26 protein-coding genes and 1 pseudogene are annotated in these 26,144 nt (G+C 42.4%); 16 read left to right on the top strand and 11 right to left on the bottom strand.

Going from position 1 to position 26,144, the window contains the following annotated elements:
• Positions 1-871: 871 nt before the first annotated feature.
• From J0X00_RS14290 to J0X00_RS14245, 10 genes are all read left to right on the top strand, one after another.
• Positions 872-1,111, top strand: coding sequence for a hypothetical protein (locus J0X00_RS14290; RefSeq protein WP_017048924.1), 240 nt, complete (start codon positions 872-874; stop codon positions 1,109-1,111).
• 1 nt (position 1,112) lies between these two features.
• Positions 1,113-1,457 (top strand): TraK family protein, encoded by a 345-nt coding sequence (locus J0X00_RS14285; protein WP_282477069.1) that lies wholly within the window; start codon positions 1,113-1,115, stop codon positions 1,455-1,457.
• A gap of 343 nt (positions 1,458-1,800) precedes the next feature.
• Positions 1,801-2,163, top strand: a complete 363-nt coding sequence (gene traJ / locus J0X00_RS14280) for a conjugal transfer transcriptional regulator TraJ (RefSeq protein WP_282477068.1) — start codon at positions 1,801-1,803, stop codon at positions 2,161-2,163.
• 5 nt (positions 2,164-2,168) lie between these two features.
• Positions 2,169-3,941 (top strand): TraI/MobA(P) family conjugative relaxase, encoded by a 1,773-nt coding sequence (gene traI / locus J0X00_RS14275; protein WP_282477067.1) that lies wholly within the window; start codon positions 2,169-2,171, stop codon positions 3,939-3,941.
• Between the two features lie 29 nt (positions 3,942-3,970).
• The gene (trbJ, locus tag J0X00_RS14270) at positions 3,971-4,747 is read left to right on the top strand and encodes a P-type conjugative transfer protein TrbJ (RefSeq protein WP_282477066.1); all 777 of its coding nucleotides are present in this window, start codon (positions 3,971-3,973) and stop codon (positions 4,745-4,747) included.
• Between the two features lie 2 nt (positions 4,748-4,749).
• Positions 4,750-4,938, top strand: a complete 189-nt coding sequence (locus tag J0X00_RS14265; protein WP_017048919.1) for a hypothetical protein — start codon at positions 4,750-4,752, stop codon at positions 4,936-4,938.
• A 2-nt stretch (positions 4,939-4,940) separates the two neighbouring features.
• On the top strand, positions 4,941-6,032 hold the full coding sequence (gene trbL / locus J0X00_RS14260) for a P-type conjugative transfer protein TrbL (protein WP_282477065.1): 1,092 nt from the start codon (positions 4,941-4,943) through the stop codon (positions 6,030-6,032).
• A gap of 101 nt (positions 6,033-6,133) precedes the next feature.
• Positions 6,134-6,379, top strand: coding sequence for a hypothetical protein (locus tag J0X00_RS14255; RefSeq protein ID WP_282477064.1), 246 nt, complete (start codon positions 6,134-6,136; stop codon positions 6,377-6,379).
• A gap of 167 nt (positions 6,380-6,546) precedes the next feature.
• Positions 6,547-7,272 (top strand): hypothetical protein, encoded by a 726-nt coding sequence (locus J0X00_RS14250; RefSeq protein ID WP_282477063.1) that lies wholly within the window; start codon positions 6,547-6,549, stop codon positions 7,270-7,272.
• Positions 7,273-7,769: 497 nt separating this feature from the next.
• Positions 7,770-8,054 carry a hypothetical protein gene (locus J0X00_RS14245; protein ID WP_282477062.1) on the top strand — a complete coding sequence of 95 codons (285 nt, stop codon included), beginning with the start codon at positions 7,770-7,772 and terminating at the stop codon, positions 8,052-8,054.
• 186 nt (positions 8,055-8,240) lie between these two features.
• Here the strand turns inward: J0X00_RS14245 and J0X00_RS14240 are convergent, their stop codons facing one another.
• From J0X00_RS14240 to J0X00_RS14215, 6 genes are all read right to left on the bottom strand, one after another.
• Entirely contained in the window at positions 8,241-9,212 is a 972-nt protein-coding gene (locus tag J0X00_RS14240; protein ID WP_282477061.1) for a hypothetical protein, read from the bottom strand.
• Positions 9,190-10,938 carry a hypothetical protein gene (locus J0X00_RS14235; protein WP_282477060.1) on the bottom strand — a complete coding sequence of 583 codons (1,749 nt, stop codon included), beginning with the start codon at positions 10,936-10,938 and terminating at the stop codon, positions 9,190-9,192. The genes J0X00_RS14240 and J0X00_RS14235 overlap by 23 nt, the downstream gene beginning before the upstream one ends.
• Before the next feature lie 3 nt (positions 10,939-10,941).
• On the bottom strand, positions 10,942-12,174 hold the full coding sequence (locus J0X00_RS14230) for a metallophosphoesterase (RefSeq protein ID WP_282477059.1): 1,233 nt from the start codon (positions 12,172-12,174) through the stop codon (positions 10,942-10,944).
• A 1,406-nt stretch (positions 12,175-13,580) separates the two neighbouring features.
• Complete coding sequence (locus J0X00_RS14225; protein WP_282477058.1) at positions 13,581-14,783, bottom strand: hypothetical protein; 1,203 nt, start codon at positions 14,781-14,783, stop codon at positions 13,581-13,583.
• Between the two features lie 132 nt (positions 14,784-14,915).
• Positions 14,916-16,103, bottom strand: coding sequence for a site-specific integrase (locus J0X00_RS14220; RefSeq protein WP_282477057.1), 1,188 nt, complete (start codon positions 16,101-16,103; stop codon positions 14,916-14,918).
• A 10-nt stretch (positions 16,104-16,113) separates the two neighbouring features.
• A complete protein-coding gene (locus J0X00_RS14215) occupies positions 16,114-16,476 on the bottom strand; it encodes a hypothetical protein (RefSeq protein WP_282477056.1) in 363 nt (120 codons plus the stop codon).
• 72 nt (positions 16,477-16,548) lie between these two features.
• Here J0X00_RS14215 and J0X00_RS14210 point away from each other — a divergent pair, with 72 nt between their 5' ends.
• Positions 16,549-16,959 carry a hypothetical protein gene (locus J0X00_RS14210; protein ID WP_218562344.1) on the top strand — a complete coding sequence of 137 codons (411 nt, stop codon included), beginning with the start codon at positions 16,549-16,551 and terminating at the stop codon, positions 16,957-16,959.
• Positions 16,960-17,234: 275 nt separating this feature from the next.
• Here J0X00_RS14210 and J0X00_RS14205 read toward each other — a convergent pair whose 3' ends face one another.
• Positions 17,235-17,699 carry a hypothetical protein gene (locus tag J0X00_RS14205; RefSeq protein ID WP_282477055.1) on the bottom strand — a complete coding sequence of 155 codons (465 nt, stop codon included), beginning with the start codon at positions 17,697-17,699 and terminating at the stop codon, positions 17,235-17,237.
• Positions 17,700-18,403: 704 nt separating this feature from the next.
• On the opposite strand from J0X00_RS14205, the gene J0X00_RS14200 reads away from it, so the two are divergent.
• The 5 genes from J0X00_RS14200 (at position 18,404) to J0X00_RS14180 (ending at position 21,987) form a co-directional block, all read left to right on the top strand.
• A complete protein-coding gene (locus J0X00_RS14200) occupies positions 18,404-18,739 on the top strand; it encodes a helix-turn-helix domain-containing protein (RefSeq protein WP_282477054.1) in 336 nt (111 codons plus the stop codon).
• The gene (locus J0X00_RS14195; protein ID WP_282477053.1) at positions 18,732-20,138 is read left to right on the top strand and encodes a HipA domain-containing protein; all 1,407 of its coding nucleotides are present in this window, start codon (positions 18,732-18,734) and stop codon (positions 20,136-20,138) included. Before J0X00_RS14200 ends, J0X00_RS14195 begins: the two co-directional genes overlap by 8 nt.
• A gap of 187 nt (positions 20,139-20,325) precedes the next feature.
• Positions 20,326-20,646 carry a helix-turn-helix transcriptional regulator gene (locus tag J0X00_RS14190; protein ID WP_282477052.1) on the top strand — a complete coding sequence of 107 codons (321 nt, stop codon included), beginning with the start codon at positions 20,326-20,328 and terminating at the stop codon, positions 20,644-20,646.
• On the top strand, positions 20,631-20,957 hold the full coding sequence (locus J0X00_RS14185) for a HipA N-terminal domain-containing protein (protein WP_282477051.1): 327 nt from the start codon (positions 20,631-20,633) through the stop codon (positions 20,955-20,957). Before J0X00_RS14190 ends, J0X00_RS14185 begins: the two co-directional genes overlap by 16 nt.
• On the top strand, positions 20,941-21,987 hold the full coding sequence (locus J0X00_RS14180) for a HipA domain-containing protein (RefSeq protein ID WP_282477050.1): 1,047 nt from the start codon (positions 20,941-20,943) through the stop codon (positions 21,985-21,987). Before J0X00_RS14185 ends, J0X00_RS14180 begins: the two co-directional genes overlap by 17 nt.
• A gap of 522 nt (positions 21,988-22,509) precedes the next feature.
• Here J0X00_RS14180 and J0X00_RS14175 read toward each other — a convergent pair.
• The 4 genes and pseudogenes from J0X00_RS14175 to J0X00_RS14160 all read right to left on the bottom strand — a co-directional run.
• A pseudogene (locus tag J0X00_RS14175) lies at positions 22,510-22,620 on the bottom strand (integrase core domain-containing protein); the annotation flags it as partial.
• Between the two features lie 96 nt (positions 22,621-22,716).
• Positions 22,717-23,970, bottom strand: a complete 1,254-nt coding sequence (locus J0X00_RS14170; RefSeq protein ID WP_282477049.1) for an enolase C-terminal domain-like protein — start codon at positions 23,968-23,970, stop codon at positions 22,717-22,719.
• 75 nt (positions 23,971-24,045) lie between these two features.
• Complete coding sequence (locus J0X00_RS14165; RefSeq protein WP_282477048.1) at positions 24,046-24,747, bottom strand: FadR/GntR family transcriptional regulator; 702 nt, start codon at positions 24,745-24,747, stop codon at positions 24,046-24,048.
• Between the two features lie 109 nt (positions 24,748-24,856).
• Positions 24,857-26,143, bottom strand: a complete 1,287-nt coding sequence (locus tag J0X00_RS14160; RefSeq protein WP_282477047.1) for a TRAP transporter large permease — start codon at positions 26,141-26,143, stop codon at positions 24,857-24,859.
• Position 26,144 lies beyond the last annotated feature (1 nt).

Here is a 26,144-nt window from a genome sequence, read left to right as displayed (position 1 = left end):
GCCTTATCTTTCCTTGCTCTCACAAATTGCAGAACATGTCTGCATAATAGCAAGTGCTCACCTAAGCTCATAATCTGCTAGTAAAGAAAGTTGGTCAATAAGTGACACGAGAAAGTGGTCAAGAATTAGATGTTGGGTGATTTTTGGGGCATTTACGAGTTAACACTTTCATTTCATAAGCTGTCGTTACGACTCTCAAAAGCCCCCTCATATGTCAATAACACCACCATTACTATAACAGTGTCTCACAACCTCTCTCAGAAAATCGTACCAATTGACATTTAAGGGACACGACCATAAGGACTCAAGGCTTATCTCCTATTTAGTGAAAACATCAGATCTAAATTTCACAAAAAATAGAATATTTAGGAATAAAAAGGGTTAGTTTAAGATCCTTTAGTAATTTAACTACAACTTTTCTTAGTCTAGTCACTATCTTTATCAATTCACCGTTTAGATCCTGCCCCCTCTATATCTCCTTCTCTTCTAAACACTTAAAAGCCCAACGTAATAAATAAAATAATCCAATGAAAACAATCCATTAAAAAAACAAAACTACTAATAATTTATTTAATTTCGATATACCGAAATGAATATATCTCTCTGACGAATTTTAGCGGCTAAAAAAGCCATTCTAAAACGGTAAAAACAAAAGAAAACGCAACAAAAGTATAGCTAAACTTTGTATAATTTAGTGTTATTTTGCGATATTTGATGCAATTTAGGAGCAGTTAGACGCATTTGACGACACATTCATCTTATGATTATCCTTCAATAGTTCCCCACTCCACCGTTCAGCAAAAATAGCCATCAAGGGTGTTCTCGTGGGCCATTATCCCAACCATTCACGAATGTAAGGAAGGAGAGCAACATGACGACTGAAGAATGGTTGTACAACAAATACGGAAATTCTCCGCTGCTGTCATTTACTCAGGTTGCAGAGATCCTGCATCGCAGTCCTGAAGGGTTGAGAATTACTCTTCGCACTAACTGTGATTTAGCCAACAAGCTGAAACCCAATCGACTCAAAATAGGCAGACGCGTTTATTTCAAAGTCTCCGATATCGCCAACTTAATTGACCAGGCTACCCCGGACAATATGGAGGCTTGAGATGTCGGATTACGTCAAAGAGCTGCAAGCCTGGATTATCCAGCGCCAGCCCAATACTCGCCCTCCCACCAAGCAGGAAGTCCTGGCAACTTTCCTTGGCGTTCAACCCTTCGTCGAGGAAAGCATTGAGGCCGGATATAACCTCAAAACCATTTGGGAGTACCTGACGGAGCAGAAATATATCTCGTTCCGCTATGAAACGTTTCTGCGCTACGTAAAGCAGTACATCACGACAGTTCCCAAGCCCCACACAACCGATAAGACAGTGAAAAAGAAGCAAAACGTTTCGCGAAAAATCAGCGGATTTTCGTTTGATGCCAAGCCAAATAAGCAGGACTTGATATGAATACGCAGCCACGCTGTTTACCCGCTATCAGCTCGCAGCCGCAGCGCTACCAACGTGCAATGCCGACACAACTTTGTGTGTTTTTCGCTGGTATTGATGTGGTTTGTTCGTGTTTTTGCCTGCTTTTGGGCTGGTTTACGCACAATTGCGCGATAGCAGCGCAGCATACCTGCGATATCCAAAACACAGTTGCGGGCGATATTGCGGGCAGGATAGGTGAAGTGGTCCCCCCGACAAGTCGGCGGTTACCACTTCACTTCCCTTATTCGCGCCAGGGCGCTCAACGGTAATCCTGCCCTGCGGGGCCGAGTCAGTAACAGACGGTTCGAGACGGAGACAACACATGAATCATGCAGAGAAAGTCACCAGGAAGAATACGACGCCAATCAAAGTCTATTGCCTGCCGGAAGAGCGTGAACAGATTGAAGCCAACGCCAAACAAGCCGGGCTGAGCGTATCCACTTACCTGCGCAGAATTGGTCAGGGACGCCAAGTGAAAAGCGTCGTCGATGCTGAGCAAGTGCGGGAACTGGTTAAGGTCAACGGCGATCTTGGCCGTCTTGGCGGTTTACTCAAACTCTGGCTGACCAACGATGTTAAAGCCGCGCAAATCGGTGTGCCGACCATTAAAGCCGTGCTGAACCGGATTGATACCACCAAAGATCAGATGAGCACCATCATGGAGTCGGTCCTGCGCCAAAGGTGATAGTCATGATTGTTAAACACATTCCGATGCGTTCCACGCACAAATCTGATTTTGCCGGCTTAATCAATTACCTCACCGATGCTCAAAGCAAAGAGCACCGCTTAGGGCACGTAAAGCTGACGAACTGCCACGCCGATTCCGTGCGGGACGCAATCAGCGAAGTGCTTGCCACTCAGCAGTCGAACACCCGGGCAAAGAACGATAAAACCTATCACCTGATCATCAGCTTCCGAGCCGGTGAACAGCTTGAGCAGGACGTGCTTTCAGAGATTGAAAAACGTGTATGTGACAGCCTTGGATTTAGCGATCATCAACGTATCAGCGCCGTTCACAACGACACCGACAACCTGCATATCCATGTTGCCATCAATAAGATTCATCCCACGCGCCACACTATGCACGAACCGTATGCCGCCTATCGAACCTTGGCCGAACAATGTGAGCAGTTAGAAAAAGCGTTTGGACTCCAGCAGGACAATCACACACCACAGCAAACTCACAACGCTGCGCGCGCGGCTGACATGGAGAGACATTCTGGTATTGAGAGCCTGACAGGTTGGATTAAACGAGAGTGCTTAGAAGAGATGAAAGCCGCCCAAACCTGGGCTGAACTGCACGATACCTGCCGCACACATGGCCTAACGCTATCGGCCAAAGGTAATGGTTTGGTTTTCTCGGCTGACAATGACATCACGGTCAAAGCCAGTACGGTTGCGCGCTATCTCTCAAAGCCCAAGTTAGAAGCTCGATTCGGTACTTTCCAACCGTCTCAGACCGATAGCAATCACTCCGGCCAAACCGCGCAGCGCAATTACCAAAAGCAGCCGCTAAAAACACGCATCGATACCAGCGAACTGTATGCACGCTATCAGCGTGAGCAAAAGGCTCTCGCAACTCATAAGGCCACCGCTTTAGCCCAGCTTCGCCACAAGAAAAACCAGCAAATCATCAACACCAAAAATAACAACAAGGTGCGCCGCGCCGCCATCAAACTGACCGGCAGCGGCCGATTTACTAAACGCGTACTGTATTCCCAGGCGAGCCAGGCACTGCAAAGCCGCTTGGACTCTATCCATAAACAATACCGACAAGAACGCCAACAGGTTTATCAAACTCACAGCAAGCGCACCTGGGCCGACTGGCTGAAGCACCAAGCACAACACGGCGACCAAAACGCATTAGCCGCATTGCGGGCGCGAGAAGCGGCTCAAACACTGAATGGCAACACGCTCCAGGGAAGCGGGCAGACACGCAAAGACCAGAGCTGTGTGATCGATTCAATCACCAAAACCGGCACCGTTCTGTTTCGCTCCAAAAATGGCGCAGTACGTGACGATGGACAGCGCCTCCAGGTTTCGACTCAATCCGATTCTGAAGCGATAACTCAGGCGCTCAAAATAGCCCTGGAGCGTTATGGCAATCAAATCAGCGTCAATGGTTCCCCGGAGTTTAAAGCTCGCGTAATTCGCGCAGCGGCAGACACCGGCCTGCCCCTCACTTTCAGCGATAAAGGTCTGGAACAACGCCGACTCGCACTGCTGTCTGCCAACCATCAGGCCACACCGGCTATGGCTCAACGCCGTGGTGTTCCGCCGATTGGCAAAGCCCCACCTGGTATCAGGCGCAACACGCTCAGCACTCTTTCCCAGCTTGACGTCATGCGTTTTGCCAAACCAGCGGAGCAAAGGCCAACGGCACTGGAACAACGCAAAGCGCAACTGCGCGCTGAAATGGCTCAGAAAAAACAGAAACAAGCCAAGAAGAGCAGAAGTCGATAAACCACTTAAACGTCAGTAAGGAATATACGATGAACATCAGCACAAAAATTTTAGCGGCTAAAATTCGTCTTTTAGCACTCGGCGGGATAATGGCGCACGCTAACCCTGTTTGGTCCGGTATACCGGTGGCCGACGGCGTTAACCTGCAACAAAACATCATTTCAGCAATGGAAGCCGTGACGCAGACCGCCAAACAAATCCAGCAGTATCAGTCCCAATTGCAGCAATATGAAAACATGCTGCAAAACACCATGGCTCCGGCTTCCTACATCTGGGACCAGGCTCAATCCACAATTCATGATCTGACTCAGGCGACCAATACACTCGCCTACTATCAGAATCAGCTTGGCAGTCTGGACGAGTATCTGGGCAAATTTCAGGATGTGGCCTACTACCGCAGTTCACCTTGTTTTTCCTCTTCAGGGTGCAGTGAAACGGAAAGGACAGCCATGATCCAAAACCGTCGCTTAGCGTCTGAATCCCAGAAAAAAGCCAACGACGCGTTATTCAATAACCTGGCACTCCAGCAAGACAACTTACAAACCGATGCCCGTCAGCTTCAGCGATTGCAGTCAGCCGCTCAGGGAGCTGATGGTCAGATGGCCGCCATCGGTTATGCCAATCAACTTGCCAGTAACCAGGCTAACCAACTGCTGCAAATCCGCAGTTTATTGATTGCTCAGCAAAACGCTGTCGGTGCTCGGATGCAGGCAGACGCCGATAAAGAGGCACTGCAACAAGCTGCCCACGAAGCACTTTTTGATTTTGGTTCGCCAACCGACCGTTCCCAAAACAGAGGGTTTTAAGCATGAAAATTACTTCATCTATCGCTTTGTGCCTGCTTACGTCATTGCTTCTGCTTGGCTGTGACCAATCGCAAGACATCAAAGATATCGATTGCGACTCACCGAACCTGACCAAAGCAGAAAAACAACAAGCCAACTGCTTTTGGAACATGGGTGACCCTACCGATCGCAGCCAGAATAAGGGGTTCTGATCATGAAGGTTCGTCAGGTAATTTCCTTGGGCTTGATTATCCCTTCGGCAGCCGCCCATGCTGCCATTGATAACAACGGTGTGCTGGATGATGTCGCATTACAGTTCATGACGGTCGCCAGTACCTGGGCAGGCGTGATGACTAACTACGCCAGTTGGCTGTTCTGGCTGCTTGGCACAATCTCTCTGGTTTGGACCGGAGGAACCCTCCTCCTCCGCCAAGCGGATATCAGAGAATTCTTTGCTGAGTTTATCCGCTTCATAATGACGTTCGGCTTCTTTCTGTGGCTGCTACGTAATGGCCCTGAATTTGCCACGTCTATCATCGATTCACTGAGAATCATCGGTGCAGAAGCTGCGGGGTTACCCCGTGAACTCACGCCATCCGAGCCAATCAGTATTGCGCTGGATATTGTGGCTAAATCAGGCAATGCCTACAGCTTTTCCAGCCCCTTCGACAGCCTGGCGATCTTTATCATCACCCTGCTGATTGTCGTGTGTATGACGATTGTTTCTGCCAACGTGTTAGTGGCCTTGGTGTCGGCCTGGGTACTTTGCTATGCAGGCATCTTTGTCCTCGGCTTTGGCGGCTCACGCTGGACCTCCGATATCGCCATTAACTATTTCCGCAACGTCCTTGGCCTGGCGTTAAAACTCATGACGATGACACTCATGATCGGCATTGCGATGTCCATCATGAATTCATTCCTGGTCAACCTATCTGACGACGCCCCCATGCGAGAGCTATTGGTTATTTTCATTGTTGCTCTGGTCCTGGTGCTACTGATCCACTCCGTTCCCAATATCGTTGCTGGTCTCATCCCAGGCGCAGGTGCCGCCAGCAGTTCGGGCAACATCAGTGCCGGAGCAATGGCTGGGGCCGCAATGACCACCGGGGGAATGGCCACTGGTGCAGTCATGAGCACTGCCGGTGGCGCATCCGCCCTTCAAGCCGCGTTTAAGTCGGCGACCAACTCAGACATGGCTGAGATGATGACAGGCTCAATTGGCAGCGATTCTGCAAAGTCCGAAGAACCAGGTACAGGTGACACACCGTTCGCGAGAGCCGCAGGTATGGGGCGTGAGTCGAATTGAGTTTTAGCGGGCAGGTAGACGGTTGGCTAAAGAATCACACACCGAAGTTCTGAGAGAACAGGTCTCCAGGATTTCACCATTAGGCATAGAGGAGAACAAGCATGGAACTACATTTTCCACCTCAAAACTGGACCGACTTTGGCGCGTTTTTCGCGGTCATGTTCCTGGTAATGCTGGCGTTTTATTTTGCTGGTCAGTGGGCACACTCAACCAAGTACAGTCAGCGGCTTTATCGCTTAGCTGACGTGCTGGAAGGGATTCAAAACAAAGTGGCCGATAAGGCGTATCGAGGAATGATGTCTTTGAATAAGCCAACCAACAAAACCAGAGGTTGGCCGTTCAAGTAACGCAAATAATCAAGACACACAGGCCGGTGCTCGCAACACCGGCCCGCATTTTCACATTAACCTTCCTGAGAGGCATAACATGACAACAAAACATTATAGAGCACCTCACACAGAGTTAAAGTGCTTAAATTTCACCCTATCCAATGTGTCTTGTGAGGACTGATAGCATGTCACGCAAGAACACTAAGACAACACCAACAGCAATCAAAGGCTATTCCTCTGAAGTACGTGTAGTTCTGCGAGTAGTAAAACAAGGTAGCGTACCAGAGGCTACTCGCCGTTTGATAGACAAGCTGAAGCACTTTCAGGACAAGCCCTTTGTTCTCAGGTCTCTAAACTCACTGATTAGCCCTCACAGAGATATGCAGCGCCGCGTAAGAGTCAGAGCGTTTCGGGTCTTAACGGTTCTAATCAGTTATATGGATTGGGCAACATTCCGCATTGGAGTCCCAAAGACCGCATTTAATGATCCAGTCAAACACCGAGCCATGATCAAGCGGTATGAAAAAATGTATAACGAAACAATGCCTGAATCCTCTTGGTTTCGTTATATCGATAAATTAACGCAAGCAGGCTACCTCAACAGTGCCAACATGGATATTCGTAACCAAGACGGTCAAATTCGTGGGACGGCTGGACTTAAATGGTTAACCATGAAACTGATGAAAGAACTTCGTATCAAATCGGGCTGGCTGGATGAACAAAGAAATCATGCACTGGAGCGGTTAAAAAAGTCAGGTCGGTGTAACGTATGGCCTACCTATTTCAGTAAAATGGCCCAGAAGAAACGAGTTAAAGCGATAGTGGACGAAGCCACACAAACAGAATCATTCCAGGGGCAATTTGATACAGGCTTAACACCGCCCGACTTGAGATACCCACCCATTCATTAGTACGCCCTAATTTTTATGCCAATTAGCTTTGGTAGACTTGTCACGTCTTCAAATCAGCCATCAACGCTAACGCTCAAGTTTTAACCTGAATATATCTAAAATCTTGCACCGTATCCCTCTGACATAACTCCGTTGAGTCTGTTCAACAGACTCGGTTTTGATGTACCTACAAGCGTTCCGAAAAAATGAGAGTTGATAAAAGAATCCGGTATAACAAGTGGTTACTTCATTAACCTCACGGTTAAGATCTATCACTGGTTTATTCATGCCTCGTCCCTCGTCATGAATAAACTTTTTAAGTAGATATTGAAGGTTTACGCTGCGCTATGCCCAAAGGGACAAGCCCCTCTGGACTCCCATTGGAAGCTTGGTCACCTTGCTACAAGAGCAGCTCACATATTGAGCACCTGAGCAGATGGTGAGATGATAGTTTTTACGCCAGGAAGGTAATCGACTTAAACCACCAAAATCTTCTCACCTAGAGAGTCAGACGCAGCATGAAAAGAAAAGCACCCGATACAGAGCCACCACGCCCCCTCACAGAAGCCGAAAAGGAAAACTTGAGGAAAGATATGCTGGAGTCGTCAAAATGGGCCAGAGAAGAACTGAGAAAGAGAAAAGAAGCCAGGGCATCTCGTTCTGAGTATCTAGATCATGATGGGCCAAGACCACTCACGCCTGAAGAAATTGAAGATCTACGCCAGGACATGAAAGATGCGTCCGCCAAGATGACTGAGGTTTTAGAAAATAGGTATAACTCGAAGCACCGTAAAATCAAATAAGGTTATGCATTGATTGCCTTCGAGCGTTCTGTCCTAGAATGCATAGGTAGACATTTATTTGAACAAGTACAACGCGATAAAAATTTTATTAAGATTTTTATCTTAAGATCCACAAGAAATAAAAACACATACTGCCAGCCAAAATAATATTATGACTAGCAGTCATAGCAATATATTTTTATAGAATTAAACCTTAGAAGATATTTTAGATATAATCAACTCACCGCTTGCATTTACTTCATGAGTCACATTTCTTTTATATTCAGAGTAAATGCAACTAACATTCTCAAATATATACCCCGCAAGAACAGATGCTAGAATATGAGGCTTTGGTCCAAATTGAATTATGGTAACATTATATTCCTTCCTCAATGGTTGAATGAGCTGACATAAGCTCTCAAATGTTGTTCTAACACTATTAATTGGTAATTTTATGAGCTTTTTACCTTTTTCAAGATTATGCTCTATAAAAGACTTATTTATGAATAATGCTATCTCTTCATAAGTTGGTAATGAACCAGGGGCAGCTATAACCCCATAACTAATATCAGGTTCAATCATATTGTAAAAGCTCTGAGGACCGATATTATCGAATCCAAGCATAAATATAACTGCTTTTTTTCTTTTTGTGATAGAAGAACCATTACAACCAGGAATGACCCTCACCTCTCCCAAATCAAAATCTAAGAACTTGCTAGAAATAGGGTATTCAGCAGATGAATACACAGAAAATATTTCAAATTTATCAGGATCTGTTTTAAAAATAAAATTCAATATCGCAGAATACCAATTTCTTGACATCGAAGAATAATCTATAAGTATTTTAATCTTACCTTCTGAAGATAAATGTTTTATGCTGTTTATTTTTTGTATTAAATACTCATATATGGCAGTAACTTCTCCATGATTTACATATACTTTTTTATGACTTTGGTCGTAATTAGAAAAATAATCTTCTGATTTAGAGTTTATCTCTTCAGAAAATGTAAGGATCAAGGCGTCCTTCATTTTTTCTTTAGAAAGATAATTATACAAATATGCACACCTTGGCTCATACCCTGAAGAAAATATAGCCAAATCAAAAGTGATATCATTAAATTCAGATATTGACAAATCTTCAATATTCAATTTAACATTAGAATAGCTCTTGTTGTTCATGACTACTCCTCGCCTTAATATTTAATACATTATAAATTTTTAAGCTTCTATCTTTTCTAGGAAACAAATCAAAGTAAGGAGCTAAACAGTATGCTAAGAAAAAGTCACCTTCTTTCTCAGGAAAGTAGTGTTTAACATTTGAATTACGTTTTAAAGACGGATATAACAACCCCAAATCTACAGCTGTTTTTATATGATTCCAAGTTTCATCATCTAAACTTGGATCTATATTAATTGCTTGAGGAGTATTCGAGCCAAGTTTTTCTACATGAGTTTTACTTTTAAAAAAGTTACCTAACTTTTGCATTAACTCATGAGCCTCTCTACCACCTCTTTCAAATTTGATAACCTCTAACTCTGCAAATGAGAAAGCTTTCAAATTCTTAGTTTGAACTTCAGGAGAGATCTGTTCAAGAAATTGTCCTTCCAATAAGTGCTTAAACAGTCTAAACAAGCGTCTTGGATTTCCATCTGAACACCTAGCGATTACTGAAACACCACTAAAAACAGAAATAGATGAGTTACCTTTCCTATTTTGGTATTTTTCTCTAATGATTAGCAATCCTTTCAGCTTTCTATATATGCTGTTCCTATATAGTTCAATATTATCTCTATACGCGCTATTTGCTCTAGCAATCAGCTCTGGAGTACAATGTTTCTCTACAAGAGATAATATATATTTCTCATCATCAAAATCACCATCCAAACTAGTTAATTGTGATTCACCAACTAGTTTGTTAAGATCAATGCCTGACGAAAAATCATACCTCTTAAGTCTATTTTCAAAAAGCTTAATAGCGAAGTCATAAATGGTCATATCAGCTATATCTTGATTTTTATTATGAGTACCCAATCTATCTATATAAACATAATTTAAATCATGATGAATATTAACGTTTGCTGAAACATAAGTACCTAGAGTGCTATGACGATAAGGCATAGTTGTTATTTTAAAGGATAAGTCTGAAGAAGATCTCATGTGTGTATTAATAATTTTCAAATGCTCTTCTGTTAAAAACTCTGCCTCATCAATACATAAAACCCATTTTGTTATTTCGGAATCAAATCCGAACTCTCTGTTTAATTGTTTAGTAACAATAGAGAATGGAGAAAAAAGATTATTGTGAAAACTTTCACCAGCTTTATTTTCATCATCACTCGTAGGTAAACCCATCGAAAGCTTATTAAAAAACAAGCTTTTCATATATTCAATTTTTTCTAGTTCATATTGAATACTAGAAAGATTATTTACTATCTTATCTTTACCCAACCAAAACTCAGAGATGTTTTTGCTAACTCTCGATTCTAATCTTAATTGTTCAATTTCATCTTCTATATACTCTTCAATACAGCTTTTTATAGTTTCTATTAATCTAGAGCAAGTAGATAAATTCAAACTCCATTTAAAATATTCATCGGTATGATCACCAAAATTATTTACTGAATTTACCCAATCAACCTTTAACGGAACATATGTAGCAATGATACTCTTATCTTTTATAATATCTTGCGCTCTCTTATCTTGTATATTTTTTAGATTTGAGTGTGATAACATTTTCACTAATGCTGTTTTACCTGAACCTCTAGAGCCAAGAATTACTTGATTATTCTCCGTTAATATTTCGGTAAATGAATCAGTCCAAATAAATTCAGAAGATAATTGTTTAGCACCAATAGTTCTTGCGTTAGAAGATTCAAAAATGTCACTAAGTTCTAGATCTTTCATTACTTACTCCTTGAGAAGCGCAAGATTGTTATTCTTGTTAAACATCACTTCAAAACCATGGACAACTGACATCTCATTCAATAGGTTCAATAAAATCCTACGGTTGCAATATTCCAGCCCATTTAGTGAAGAAGATAAAGATTCCCATTTTATACTATCGCTCTTCTTAAAAAGCTCTAAAACCGTACGCTCTAGTTCTTTCTTTAGCTTTTTTCTGTTCATAAATGAACCAAAGTATTCTTCATGAGAAATAGAATCTCGCTCTACATCGGACTTTATCCATTTTTTATTTAAAAAATAGGACCAACTCTTTATCTTCCCACATATATTGTCTTCATTTTCACATATCTTATCTATTTCAATAACATGAAAAAAATTGGCAACGCCGTTATGATACTCTTTTAGTGAAGCACTGAAACTACCCGCACATAAAGTAACAACTGGAACATTATTTATGTCGGAATGAATATCGAACCTCGGGATATGTTTATGACCGTGAATCAGTAAATCAAACTCATTTTCAACAGCGAATTGAAGAAAATCTTCACTATTTTTCATCTGACTAAAATCAGGGTCATCAAAAGTCGTATCTGAATAATTTTTAGGATGATGGTGTGTAAACAATACCCGAATTCTACGTTCAGAATCATCTAAATCACTAATTTTACTGGATATTTCCTTCAAGTGTTCGATTTTAACTTCACCGTGATGAGGTCTTTTATCAAAAGTATCAAAAACAGAAGAGTTTACCCCTACCGCAATTACTTCATCACTGAGCCAAATCGATGTATATGGAGATTTGTAATATGATTTAAAAGATGCATTATCATGAAGCTCTTTGAAAAAATCATGCTCCATTATATTCCAAAACTTTTTCTCAACTATCTTATCTTGAGGTAATCCGTCATTTTGAGCAGTTTCTTCGTCCTTCCAATGACTATCATGATTTCCAGGTACAAAATAAATATTAGTAGTAGAAATATCTAGAATATCTGCTAAGTCTTTAATTCTCTTGGATGCTAGTTCGAACTCTTTATATCCTGCTCTATTTGTTATATCACCAGCGATCAGCATGTGAGTAGCTTGTATTGAGTTCTCTTCTACAAAAGAACGAAAGTCATCAATGTAATTTTTAGAGTTGATGTTAGACGTACTCCCTTCGGTACAAAAGTCATCACCTCTTGCCGACTCCCCCACATGCAGGTCACTAATAATCAATATCTTAACTTGCTTCACGATACTCTCTATCTTAAGTCTGCGATGTGCCCAATCATATCTAGAAGAATATGACCACAAGCCTAATGTAAGTAATCTTACTCTATCAGACACTTACCTCATGGTCATCTACAAGTTCAGGTAAAGTACGTTTAGCGGGAGGGTTTCATAATAAATGTGCATGTAAGCACTCTTTGCGATCATGACCAGTCCTTTAATCTAGCCTCAGCTTAGTAGCTGTGACTACTATTGTTCCTAGTTAGTACTTAACCCATAATCTAGCAATGAAAAAGTGTCAGCTTGAATAGCCACCAAATTGAAGAAGCCTAAAAATACTTTTCCATATAACTAAAGGTACACTAGAGGTACAGTCACTAGTTTTGACACTTTTAGTAAAACTACGCTAAACTACTGTTTAATAAATACTTTAAGGTATTTTTAGTTACGCTTAATTTACCTCGGTTTTCCTAGACTTCCTGCGTTAGTGGCTAACTCATAATCGATTGGTCCGCAGTTCAAGTCTGCGAGGGGCCACCATTATTTTGAAAGCCTGATGGAGAAATCCGTCAGGCTTTTTTCGTTCTAGTCCGGTCGATATCCGGTCCCTTTTCTCTAAACAATAACTACTTCCGGTAAGCTCTGGTCCATCAGGTTAGCCGAAAGACTCCACGTAGTCGCCATAGAGACACAGTTCCTAGTTCAGACTGGATATCCACCATCAGAACCTTTTCTCATCTGTACAGCACGAATCAGAGCAGATACATACCACTCAACATCAGAACTGAATCCCAGAAAAACTTCGCGCTGGAACCAACAAAAATATAACCAACATCCTGTCCATTAGCTGAAGTTATTAATATAGATATGGGATGGATATCTAGTTCAGTGACAGGAAGGACACCCATGGTCCAAAAGCTCTCAGAACTAGCCAGTCAGGAAAAAACAGCATTCAATGATGACCGATTACCCTCAGTGGTAATCGGTCTGTCTTTCTTTAATGTAACTTCGGCTAGTAATCATCGACACTCAACCACAGCACCAGAACCAGCAGCTAAACGCAGGACTGGTATTCATACTCAGAACGGAAAAACCAACGGCACACTGGATTACAGCGCGAATCTGGTATGAGTTAGGGCTACGAGTTGGGTTGGTGCAATCAGATGGAACTACCGTCGACGACGTCGGCAAACTGGACGGAAAACCTAAATAAGAAATTTACATTAGGGTTCGTGTCCAGCTCGGTATCTAACCAAAATCGCAGCTAAAGACCGGATAGAAACCGGACCGACGACGCCGTCGCGATAATTACAGAAACTACATCATGCAGGAAGTCAGGCAGGATAAGCCTTAGAGAGAGATTACAGGGTCAGTCTGGTGTGACCGACCCAGCGATCTAGGATTTTAGTTGGGGGGTGTTGTGGTGGCGGCTAAGACTCAAGATACTTTTGTACCAATTTTAGCCTTGTCAGTTGCGATTCAATGACGCCCAGATCTTGCGGAGAGGATAAGAAATCCAACATCTGCTGAATACTTTTTGCTTTGATTGGGTTTGCTATGAAAAACTTAAGCATGTCTTCAACATACAGGGAAATTTTAAAACATTTTATCTCGGTGTTTGGTGGTAGGAACCCTAAGTGAGATAGCTTGTTTCTAGAATCCCTTAGGTTATTCACAATCATTTTCTCCAGTTCATTCTCTTCATAAATAAATGAGAGTTTCCTAGCTATTTCTTTTGTATCATTTGCCTTAAGTAATATCTCTAGTGTTGATGATAGCTTTAAGAATCTAGATTCAAGATCTAAGGTATCTATTGAAGATATGTAGTTTATGAGTGTATTTAATAAAAAATCCCTATAGGGGCTGGAATTAATCTTCCTTAAATAAAGATTGGTATATTTATTAAAGCTAGACATGTCATCAATGACTGGCGATTCCAAGTTAGTATAGTGCTTCAATGTGATCTGTTCATTGGTGTTTATATCGCTGGAGTCATCGAACAAAAAATGATCCTTTCCCAACCTAATCAAAGAACGACTCCAGTATTTAGATTCTTGGTCTTGTGCTAGTAAGTTAAACTGTTTTTTGAATAACAATTGCCATATAGCTCTTAAAGCGTCTACTGATTCTATAGCTTTTTCTATAGCAGCGTCTCTACTGGGTGCTTTAACGAAGGCTAGAACGAATCCCTTACATCCATCACCTTGAATGAAGTCATAGTCAATTTTATTTTTTAAATTTCTAGGAGGATTATCATAGAATACCAACCTGACCTCATTTATATTTTTTGGCGGAATTTTAATTCGTGTGTTAATGGAGAATAGTATTTTATATGTATGAATAATTTTAGATTGATCATGAATCATTTGGTCAAATATAGATAATATTCGTTCTGTATTCTCTATTTCATTTTCTTTAAAGCTTTCTTTTATGGATTCTTGAAATATATCAAAAGTTTCTCTTGTACTTAATGTGCTTTTTTGTTGTACATAACCAAATAATGTGTCAGATATCAATTCAAAATATGGTCTTTGGGATACATTGCCATTATCATTCAACCTGAGCATAGGCTTTATTTCTTTAACTAATCGTTTTGCACTCTTCTCTTCTTTGTTGTTCCACTTACTTTTCAATGTGTTCTCCTTTAAAATAAAAAGAGTTAAGCCGGACTCAAAACTCGATCATATATTCTAAACATTATCTATGCGTTTGGAATAGAGTGGCTAGAATACACTATTCATGAGCCACTCTTTATCACATACGTACTATACGCTAACTCCACCAACCAACTCAGCCACATTCGCGCTAACCTCTCTCAGCCTTGAACTAGCTAAATGGGCATACCTTGTACTAGTTTGAGGACTCTGGTGCCCCAACAAATGCTGAACATCATAGAGAGTCGCATTTCCGCTGTTGATCAGGATCGAGGCAAAGCTATGCCTGAGGTCATGAATACGAAAATTATCGATTATACCAGCGGCGGCTTTAATCCGAGCAAATGCCTTCTTCGGATGAGCGATAGGTCTACCGGGTGCATCTCCGGCAAAGATATAGGGGTTCTTCGGTTGTTGAAATCGTCGTTGATCATGGATGACTTCCTTAGCTAAATGGTTGAGCAGGACCGTTCTCGACAGTCCCGACTTAGTGTGTGGTAGAAATAGGCTCCAATTGCCGTCGTCGTCGACGGTAAGATACTCCCATTTTGAGCCAGTTATTTCACCTATGCGCATTCCGGTCAGAAGTGCGAATTTCAGTGCGTTAGATTGGGTGCGACTCGGTTCCTCGTTACATGCCTTGATGAAGGATGAAACCTCGGCTCGTGACAGGAAACGTTGACGGACGTTATTTTCCTTCAACTTCCTGATGTACTGACCGGGATTAGAATCAACATAGCCCCATTCCATTGCCAGTCTGAACATGCGAAGGACCAAGGAACGTAGACGGTTCACCGTTGCAGGTTTCCTACCTTCTAGTAATCCATCTAGCAATTTCTGAATGTCTTGCTGACCGATATCAGTGAGAGGTTTCTTGCCCCATTTCGGATAGAAATGAAGCTTAAGACTACCCGCATCACTTTTGGCTGTGAGCTTGTTCATCATGGCATAGGGAAGATAGTGCTGTTCTGCGAACTCTTGGAATGTGAGTACATTGCGCTTTTCGTCCCTCATTGCTTTGGGATCATTCCCTAGTGCAATTTCCCGTTTATGGTCATTGGCAATCTGACGAGCAGTGTTGATGTCTAGTGCTGGATACTCACCTAACTGGATAGATTTCTTGGTTCCGTGGAGAGTATATCTGAACAAGAAACGTTTTCTGCCTTGGCGGTTGACGATCATCTTAAGCCCAGAGCATAACTCGTCTGTGTATTCTGTTTCCTTACTTTTGCTCGTCGTCGGCGTCGGTGGCAGTGAGTCGAGTTGGCGCTTATTGAATTTGAATTTTCGGGATTGCATCACTGCCTCCTTAGTCATTCTCGATGGAGAAGTATTGGCGTAATTCGGTGAGCAGTGTCTTAGGTAGCAGTATGTAGATACCCTTACCAGAGTCCTCGACAATGCTCAGGGTGAGCACTGCTCCGTAGTCCAGATCGTCTTCGAATTCGGTGTAGGTTAATGCTCGCTTTAGCATTTCGATATCGTCGACGACGACGGCAGAGATTTCGGAAATTGATGTGAGAAACCAGAGCTCACATTGCAGTTCATCCCATGCCTGCTGGGTTTCTGTTTCATCGTGAAATGGTTCGGTGAGTATGGCTTTGACTTGTTTTTGTAGGATTGTGGTGATTGGAAGGGTTGTGATTTGTTGAAGGTTGGTGATCTTGTTCATATTTAAATTCCATGTTTATCAGTATCATGGATTTAATATGTTTTTGATTTTCATAATAATACAGGAACTACAATGTCCAGTTGGAATAAAACTAAAGGTATTTTAAAACAGACTAACCCATTAATTTGGCTAGTAGCGGAAAGTGTAGAGCAGTCATCGAAGGCAATGCAAAATGCATCCAATAAAGATTTGCAGGCTTTGAGATTGGAAGCTGAAAAGCAAAAAATTCAAATGCAATTTGCTCGTGACCAAGCCAAAGTTGAACAAGAATTGGCTATTGCTAGAAGAATAGACAGCGCTTTAGAAGTCGAAATAGAAGAGTTTTATGATAATTCCCTTAGTGGAAAAGCTGGTTTATCTGCTGACGCGAAGAGCGAGACTGTTTCTTTAGGTGCATCTGGTGAAGGTCGAAAAGTTACTAAGCGGGTCTACAGATTTAAAAGTTCTGTAAATGAGGAAGTAGTTACACAAGAGCCCGTATAACACCAACCACCCACCTAAAATCCTAGATCGCTGGGTCGGTCACACCAGACTGGCCCTGTAATCTCGCACTAAGGCTTATCCTGCCTAACTTCCTGCATGATGTAGTTTCTGTAATTATCGCGACGGCGTCGTCGGTCCGGTCTCTGTCCGGTCTTTAGCTGCGATTTTGGCTAGATACCGAGCTGGACACGAACCCTAATGTAAATTTCCTATTTAGGTTTTCCGTCCAGTTTGCCGACGGTGCCGTCATTACGTCGACGACGTCGAGAAACCCATCATGACTTCTGTATGAGCGCTAATAGGTCAGCTTTTTGCTCATCGTAATCTTTCGATTTGATATGCAGATAAATAGATGACTCGGCTTTTGTTGCCAGATTAAGGCCCCGAGCAATTGCAGCACAGAAACCTTGATTGTTGGCTGAACCGGAAGAATAGAGAGATTTATACACCTGACTTTTCCATGGCTTGTCGCCCTGTGATTCGATAAGGTCTAGCAGCCTACTGAGAAGAATCCACTGTTTTGAATGCAATCCTGCTCCGCCACTTTGTCCGGCAATACGAAAGTAGAGTTGATCATCTTCGCTGTTTTGAGCAATCTCGTAGAGCACCGTTCCTTGGGACTTTGCTCCTAGCTTTGGTGCTTCACCTGTTTTAAGAATGGTAGAGAATGGATTGTCTACTGATGTGGTTTTAGATGTATCAGCCTCTGCATTCTTCCTGCTGTTTTTGGGTTGGTTCATAGAAACTCCTTTATTTCATTGAGTTAGAAATAAGAAAGCCCCTACCGGACGAATCCAATAAGGGCTCTTACAATTCAATAATATAAATTCGTTTTGCTGCTTGTTACGCCTAGGAGTTTTTTCCTGTCTTTTCCGGTACCGTTCCTGTCTTTCCACCCAGACTTAACCCCATTGCCTCGTCGGCGTCATCGTACTAATCATAGCCAACAATTCCCGTCGGCGACGTCGGTAAAATCATTCGGGTAATCAGGTGATGTGATTTTGCTGGTGGATTTAGGCGGGATTCATGGCAGGGTTACTATGTTGATTGTGCGGGGAGGTTGCGTCAGACCTTCGCTCATAATCGATTGGTCCCCAGTTCAAGTCTGGGAGGGGCCACCAAATTCTAGAAGGTTAGTAAGCGTAGTGTTTACTAACCTTTTTTTGTACCTGACGATTTTGGGTCAGGTAAGCCCCGATCACGCACTCTTCTCTGTCTTCTCCCAATATTAATCCGAATACTACGCTGTTGCCAAATGTGTCCTTCTGGCTGATAAAACTCTCTCATAGAGAACAAAGAGAGAGATCGAACTCGCAAACCAATCATAAGTAACTTAAATTGCACTTATAGATAATTTCTTATACAGTCACGACAAAAGTGAGTTATAGTGAACTTATATATTGAGACGAACCCCATAATAACAAAAGTACATTAAAAGGCACTTATGAAAAAAGGTAAGATGGTAAAGGCACAACCTATGCCTGATTTGAATACCGAGTTCAGTATGGAAACGCTGGGGTGCGCCATTCGCTCAAAGCGCACCGATAGAGGCTGGCGTATTGATGATCTCGCTTCAAAAGCCAACTTATCTCGTAGAACAATCATGAAAGTAGAAAAAGGCGATACCAGTGTCACCTTTGCCAATGTACTCGTCCTCATGGACATCTTAGGGCTATCGTTACGCCTTATCGATTTAAACCTATTTGTTCGTCCACATAGCCAAATAACCTCCCAAGCTGAAAACAGCGTGAGAAGCAATGAAGATGGTTGGTATGAGTAAGTTACAACAGTTAGACGTGTTTATCGGTACGAATACCAAAATTGGTCGTTTGATTCTTCCTGTCGGAACAGAAACAGAGTTCTCATTCATCTATGAAGATGAATGGAAACACACTGGTTTCCCAATTTCGCCACACATCCCTTTCGATGATCGGGCTTCGCCACGTAGTATTGAGAACTACCTCAGAAATCTCCTTCCTGAAGGAGAAGCCTTTGAGGAGATGATACAAAACACCACTATCTCCAAAAGCAATACATTCGGGCTGATTCGTAAGCTTGGTGCGGAAACATCTGGCGCATTGTCTTTTCGAGTTCCAGACTCAGAACCTGGGGAAACCAGCTTTAGATCTGTACCTGATGATGAACTAATAGAACGACTAGAGCGAAATCTAGCGCCATTAGTGTATTGGGACGGTAAGGTTCGCCTTTCGGTTGCTGGTGTTCAAAGCAAGTTAAACTTACTTAAGCGCGGTGATGAGTGGGGGTTTGGTGAAGGCAAATTAAGTTCGAACTGCATTCTGAAGTTTGAAAGCGGTAAAGCACCGTGTATTGCTGTTAATGAGTTCTTTTGCATGACATTAGCCAAGCTAGCAGGTCTGGACGTCGCTAATGTTGAGTTAACTCGCATTGGGAAGACTAGAACACTGATAATAGAGCGGTTCGATCGTGCCTATATCGAGGCTCGTAATGTCGTTCAACGAAGACATGTGATTGATGGCTGTCAGGCAACTGACTTACCTCCAGGTTACAAATACGAGCGTCAGAATGGAGATGAAGGCGATGGCGTATATATGCGTGATGGCGTTTCTTTCCCACGCCTACTGAGCGTCAAAACCATAGACACGGTCATCACCAATCTAAAGCTTACCCAATGGATGCTCTTTAATCTAGCAACGCTAAACTACGATGCCCATGGTAAAAATATTAGCTTCTTCGTCACCCCTAAAGGGCTAGAACTCACCCCTTTTTATGATTTAGTAAACATAGAAGCCATCGCTCAAGAGGGAGCAAAACGTAACTCACGAAGCGGTAAATTGTCTGCTGATGAGGGTCGTGCCGCCAGTATCCCTCAATATTTTGCAATGTCGATTGGAGATTGGGAAAGTGAAGACTTTCAAAATCCGCCGAAAGGTAACTTCAAACGCCCTATCACCAGCTATGATTTAGCTGAATTCGGCGCTCTGCTGGGTTATTCAGGCACCAAAATGGCTTCCATAATGGTAGAAACCGTTGGTGCTATAAAAAAGGCCCTGAAGGAAGCGATTGACCTTACCGAAGATCAAGGAATCGAGGATGGAGAACGTGAACACATAGAGCTATGTGTCTCACTCATCCAAACAGAGTGTGAATACTTGCTAGAGCAAGCCGACAGTGTGCCAGAAATGAGTGAGCTTCTTTAATGGCTAAAGATGATTGAGTAGGACTGTCCTCGAAAGACCGCTAAAGGCTCGTACATGAGCCATTTTTCAACCCAAAATAACATAAAGGTCATAAATGAAACCAAAGCGGTTTACACGGGCTATTTTTGAGCTTATATTTAAATAAAACCGCCATATGGTTCATATTTGACACATCAGAGGCAACGCGATGAATCCTAAAGTGCTACAACTTCGCAATCTCACCAGTAAGCTTGAGTCCGATATTCACGAAGTTTTCGAAGAGATGCTTAGCAACGTTGAAGCCTCAAGCAACCGCCCTATTTCAAGTTACTCAATTTACGAGACCAACACTCTGATTGATGATATGCAATCACGCAAGAAGAGTATCTCATTAGAAGATCTTGAATTACAGACGGATATTTCTAAATCAACGATAAAACGAATGCTTAAAGACCCAAGCAAGACTTCGCTGGATAACTTTTTATCCGTTGCTAATGAACTCGGAATGAAAATATGGATCGAAAAGTAAAAGTTCTTTTGTACGGCAAGTTTTGCGGGGTTTTGTCTCAAAACGAACAAGGTTATCTATTCGAATATGAGCCTGGTTATCGAGGCCGGAGCTTATCGCTGAGTATGCCTGTCGAAGGTGGGCCATTTGAGAGTAAAGAGCTGCATCCTTTTTTCCTCAGTCTTGCCCCCGAAGGATGGCTGAAGAAGCGCTACTCAGAACTACAAAAAATTGATGAAAACGATCCGCTGGGTATGCTGCTGTCCAACGGCAAAAATTTACTGGGTGCAGTCCAACTGTTGAGGTTAGAAGAGCATGTATCCGAGCAATAGAAGTCTGATTAGCCTCGATGAACTCAATGAACAAAATAGAGAACAAGTCGAGTATAAAAAGGGGGAGATCAAAACCCTGCTAGGTTCGAATAGATTTCAGATCCACTTGCCTTTTTCGCGTGCTGAATTTGTTACTGAGTTGCCAAAGAAACAAAAAGGCATGAGCATTTCCGGTTACCAACCCAAGCTTTCTCTGGCGATTAATGACGATAATCAGCTCGGGGTTGTGGAGAATAAGGCGCTATTTATTCTCAAGCCTTCACCAGAAGAATTTCCTCATCTTGCCGAAAACGAACACGCAACCATGTTAGTGATGAAATTCCTCGGTTTCGATACGCCGCCATTTGGATTAGTTCGATTTAACGATCCGAACGGAGAAGGTGAACTCGCCTTTATGATTAGGCGCTATGACCGCTTAAACGCAGGTGAAGAGGCGATTCATCAGGAGCAACTGGATGCCGCTATGGCCGTGCAGGAAAAGTACGGGAAGACTGAAGGCGATGCCAAAGGATATGTGAGCTACGAGCAAGCCTGTAAGTTCTTAATTCATCAAGTAGACGGCAGCTTAAACTTTAAGAAAGAGCTATTTAACCGAATACTCGTCGCCTACTTTCTCGGTAATAATGACCTAAACCTTAGAAATATTGGTTTGCTGCTACCGGAACAAGAAGCCACGCGACTCGCGCCAATCTATGATTACGTATCTATAGCGCCCTATCCTGGCTACATCGCAAACGAGAACCCATTAGCATTACCTCTTCTCGCGAGTGAAGAAGGCGATAATTTCAATACCAGTGGCTATCAATCACATAGTACCTACACAGGCTATGACTTTCTCACCTTCGCACAAAATATTGGTCTCAACCCTAAACTGGCGACCAAAATGATCAAAGATTTGTGCGCCAAGCAAGAAGCGATTCTCGATATCTACCGTAATAGTTTCATGCTGCCAGAGCACGTAGAGAAAGTAGCTGAATGGATATTGAATCGAATTAACTACTTGGGTCAATTAGAGCATGTGGCTGTTTAATACATGGATGCCCTGACCTGCGCCATGAGAGAGTCAGCCGCTTAGTCGAAGGCGAGCTAAGTGATAAGCAAGTCTCGGCCATCAGCGGCCACAAATCGATGTAGGTGCTGCGCCGCTGCACTCACCTCAGAGCCGAAGACCTGGACGCGATTGCCAACGGGAGAAGAGTTAGCTAATACCGTCCATTAAGTGTCAATGAAATGAGGTTTGTGCCGATGTAACCTGGCTGTACTCAATGAACAAGGCTGGTTTATTGACACTTGGGGGCCGGTACGTTTAAGTGCAAGATAGTCAGCCACCAATCTCCCCAACAATTCATATGGCTTAAATCATTTTTGGACAGAATGAGCTAGTGACTTTTGCTAAATTAGCGCATCATGGATAACTACAGTGACCTGCCCCCGAGTCAAGCACACTGCGGGTATCAACTTGTAGCAGTATAATCACAAACTCGTCACAACCCATGTGCGCGTCAATATCGCTTTTACGCATGCTCACTTATAAGCGTTGCCCCTCTTCACACAAAAATTGCTCAGTGAGCTCACGCACTTCGTTCAATGTTTTGAAGACATACATGTTAAGTATCTCCGTACGATAAGCCCGGTTGAATCTTTCGATAAAGGAATTTTGTGTGGAAAGAGACAAGTTAGTTTGAACTTGAGGATAAATGCTGAACTTAAAGGATAACTCTTTGTAAGTTCAGCACGCTTAATATTGTCTAATAAAAACCTAAGGACGAGAAGCTGTACCGTCAGGTGTTCTTGCGTTCGTCCATGAAGGTATACCCCCTTCAATTGGGTATTTTTTGGCTAGGTCTTCATTAATATCAATACCCAGGCCTGGTTTATCGCTAATATATGCATATCCTTGCTCAATCTCTGGACATCCTGGGAATACTTCACGAAGTGCATCGTTCATAGGAGTATATTCCTGAATTCCCATATTCGTGCTGTTCAGGCTCAGGTGCATGTTTGCCGCCACACCCACTGGAGAGATATCACCCGGTCCATGCCAAGCCGTACGTACACCACACAGTTCACTCATCACAGCCAGTTTCTTCGCAGGAGTGAGACCGCCTATCATGCTGATGTGGCAGCGAATAAAGTCAATTTCCTTATTGATAATCAGTGATTTATAATCATTCGGTGATGTAAAAAGTTCGCCCATAGCAATCGGTGTTGATGTTTGTTGGCGGAAGGTTTTCAACCAGTCCACATTTTCTGGAGCAACCGGGTCTTCCAGATAAAACAGTTGATAGTCTTCAACATTTTTTGCCAATTGCAGCGCATTAATCGGTGTAATTCGTTCATGCACATCGTGAATGAATTCAATGCCAAACCCTAGTTTGTTACGTAAATGATCGAACAACTTAGGCACTGCCTTCGCATAAGCCTCTGGATCAAAGTAAATGCCATGCGTTTTATTTCTCGGAGAACGCTTTGGCTGAATGTTTTTGGCTCGGTCCAATTTGTTGGCGATCAGCTTAAGATCTTCAGTACCAGCACCACCATACATCCCCATCTGGCAGCGAACATATTGATAGCCTTCTTCCATCGCGGCACGAATACTATCTTCAACTGCCACCTCATCTTCACCATCAGTATGACGATAAAGCGGAACACCATCACGACATCGACCACCCATTAAGTCATAAACCGGCATACCTGCCACTTTACCTTTTAAGTCCCACAATGCCATATCAACACCCGACAAGGCATTGTTTGTAATAGGACCATTACGCCAATAACCACTGACCATTGCGGATTGCCAAATATCTTCAATACGGGCGGGATCCTTGCCAATCAGAAAAGGTTTCAGGTACTCATCTATCGCTGTTTTTACGGCCACAATACGTTGGGTGAATGTGGCACATCCCAATCCGTAGATTTCAGGCTCATTGGTTTCAATTTTAACAACGGCCAGGTCAATTCCACCAGGCGCAGTAAGAATCGTTTTTACATTTGTAATTTTCAATGTACTCATTAACCGATCTCCAGCTTGTTAGTTGTCCTACATTTAGAATTGTAAAAAAATGCCCTGAACGGACATTTTTGTGGATTACTCTCCGAATTTCTCTAAAGCATCCACGTTATCGCCCATAGCTTCATCTAAGATCTGAACCGCTTTCTCCGCATTTCGCTCAGCAATTGCCAGATAAACATCTCGATGAGCATCAATACTTTTTCTGGAAATACCGAAAACACGGTTGATTTCTTCCAGATAGTACAAATACATATCTTTCATCAATGTCATCGCTGAAACAAACATACTATTATGTGATGCTTTAACGATAGCTAAATGAAAATCGTAATCGGCTAAAGAATATTTTTTATATTCATGCATAAAAAGCCACATACGACTTAATGCTTTTTCCATTTCTTCCAGATCACTGTCTGTCGCATATTCCACAGCTAATTGGATACATTTGAATTCAACTGTTTTTCTGAATGTTAGCATATCGTAAAACTCATTTTCACTTAAGTGCATAACAGGCTTTACGAAATCTTGAGCAAACATTTCTTTATCAAATTGATCAGAAACGAATGTTCCTTTACCTTGATAGGTGACAACAATTCCATAATCACGAAGTTTTTGAACTGCGCTACGAATGCTGACCCTACTCACTTCAAACATATCGGCAAGCTTTGGCTCTGATGGTATTTTTGTACCAGGTTTCCAAATATTGTTGCAAATGTTTGCCTTAATCTGATCGTAAACAACATCTACGACGTTCTGCTTTTTAATTGCTTTCAGGCTCATATCAAAGTTATATAGTCACGTAACTTGTAGGACATTATCGTCTAACACTAATAGTGAGTAAACCACTTTTGCTTCAATTCGATGTTATCCGTGATATGAGCCTGTCCATCTAACCTCTTAGCATCGATGGTAACCATGTCGATAATGCCGGGACGTAAGTAAACAATAGTGCACACAGTATCTCGACGACTATAAATGGCATAATCGCTCTACTCACAGCACTCACGGGTTGCTTACTGATCCCACATGCGACAAACATGGTCGTTCCAAACGGAGGCGTAGCCTGACCCAAAGCAAGAAGAAACACAAAGATCAGTCCGAAATGTATCGGATCCACGCCGAAAGAGATCGCAATAGGAGACAAAATAGGTGCCAAAATTAAGTTTGTTGCACCAACTTCCATAAACATTCCAAATAACAAAAGAAGAATATTAACTAAGAACAAGAAAATATACTTGTTATCAGCAATATATAAAAATGCTTCTGTTACTATAACCGGAATCTCATAGTATGTGATCAACCAACCGAACATCTGAGCCGTAATAACCAACATCATTAAGTTAGCGGTACTCACTGCTGTACTGTGAATAATTTCCCAAGAGGATTTTAATGTCACCTCCTTGTAGATCACTAAGCAAACGATCAATCCATACGCAACGGCAACAACCGCTGACTCGGTTGGCGTAAAAACCCCCGCATAGATACCACCAAGGATAACGAGTGGCATGACCAAGGCCCATGAAGCGGAACGAAAAGCAAGTAGAAATTTTTTGAAACTGAAGTTATCTTCTTTCGGATAGTTTTCTTTCCTTGCTTTGAAGTAGGCATATAAACATAAAGCGAAACCACAAATGATGCCAGGGATCACACCGGCCATTAGCAATTCAGAAACAGATGTGCCAGTTATATTGCCGTAAATAACAAAAACGATGCTTGGAGGAATGATAATTCCTAATGTTCCGCCAACAGCTTGTAATGCAGCGGCATAGTTTTCTGGGTACCCTCGTTTTGTCATTTCCGGATACATTAAGCCACCGATTGCAGCCGTTGTGGCAACTGAAGAGCCAGAAATCGCGGCGAAAAATGTACAAGCCAGCAAAGACACCAACGATATTCCGCCAGAAATCCATCCTACACACGAGTCCGCAAAGGCTACTAGCCGCTTTGATAGACCACCTTCTGACATGATATTCCCAGCCAAAATAAATGCGGGAATAGCTAGCATCGAAAAGTTGTCTGCACCAGTAAAGATTCGCTGTGCAATGACAAGGAATTGCAATTTGTCATCTAAGAGTATAGATACAATACATGCGAAACCCAAAGACCAAGTAATAGGCAGGCCTATAATTAACGTTACGACAAGACTAATCAACAAAAATATTGCAGGATAATCCATA

The organism is Vibrio sp. ABG19 (assembly GCF_029962385.1).
Classification (GTDB): domain Bacteria; phylum Pseudomonadota; class Gammaproteobacteria; order Enterobacterales; family Vibrionaceae; genus Vibrio; species Vibrio ostreae.
The sequence above is the reverse complement of the archived record's forward strand: the minus strand, read 5'-3'. Positions and strand labels throughout refer to the sequence as shown.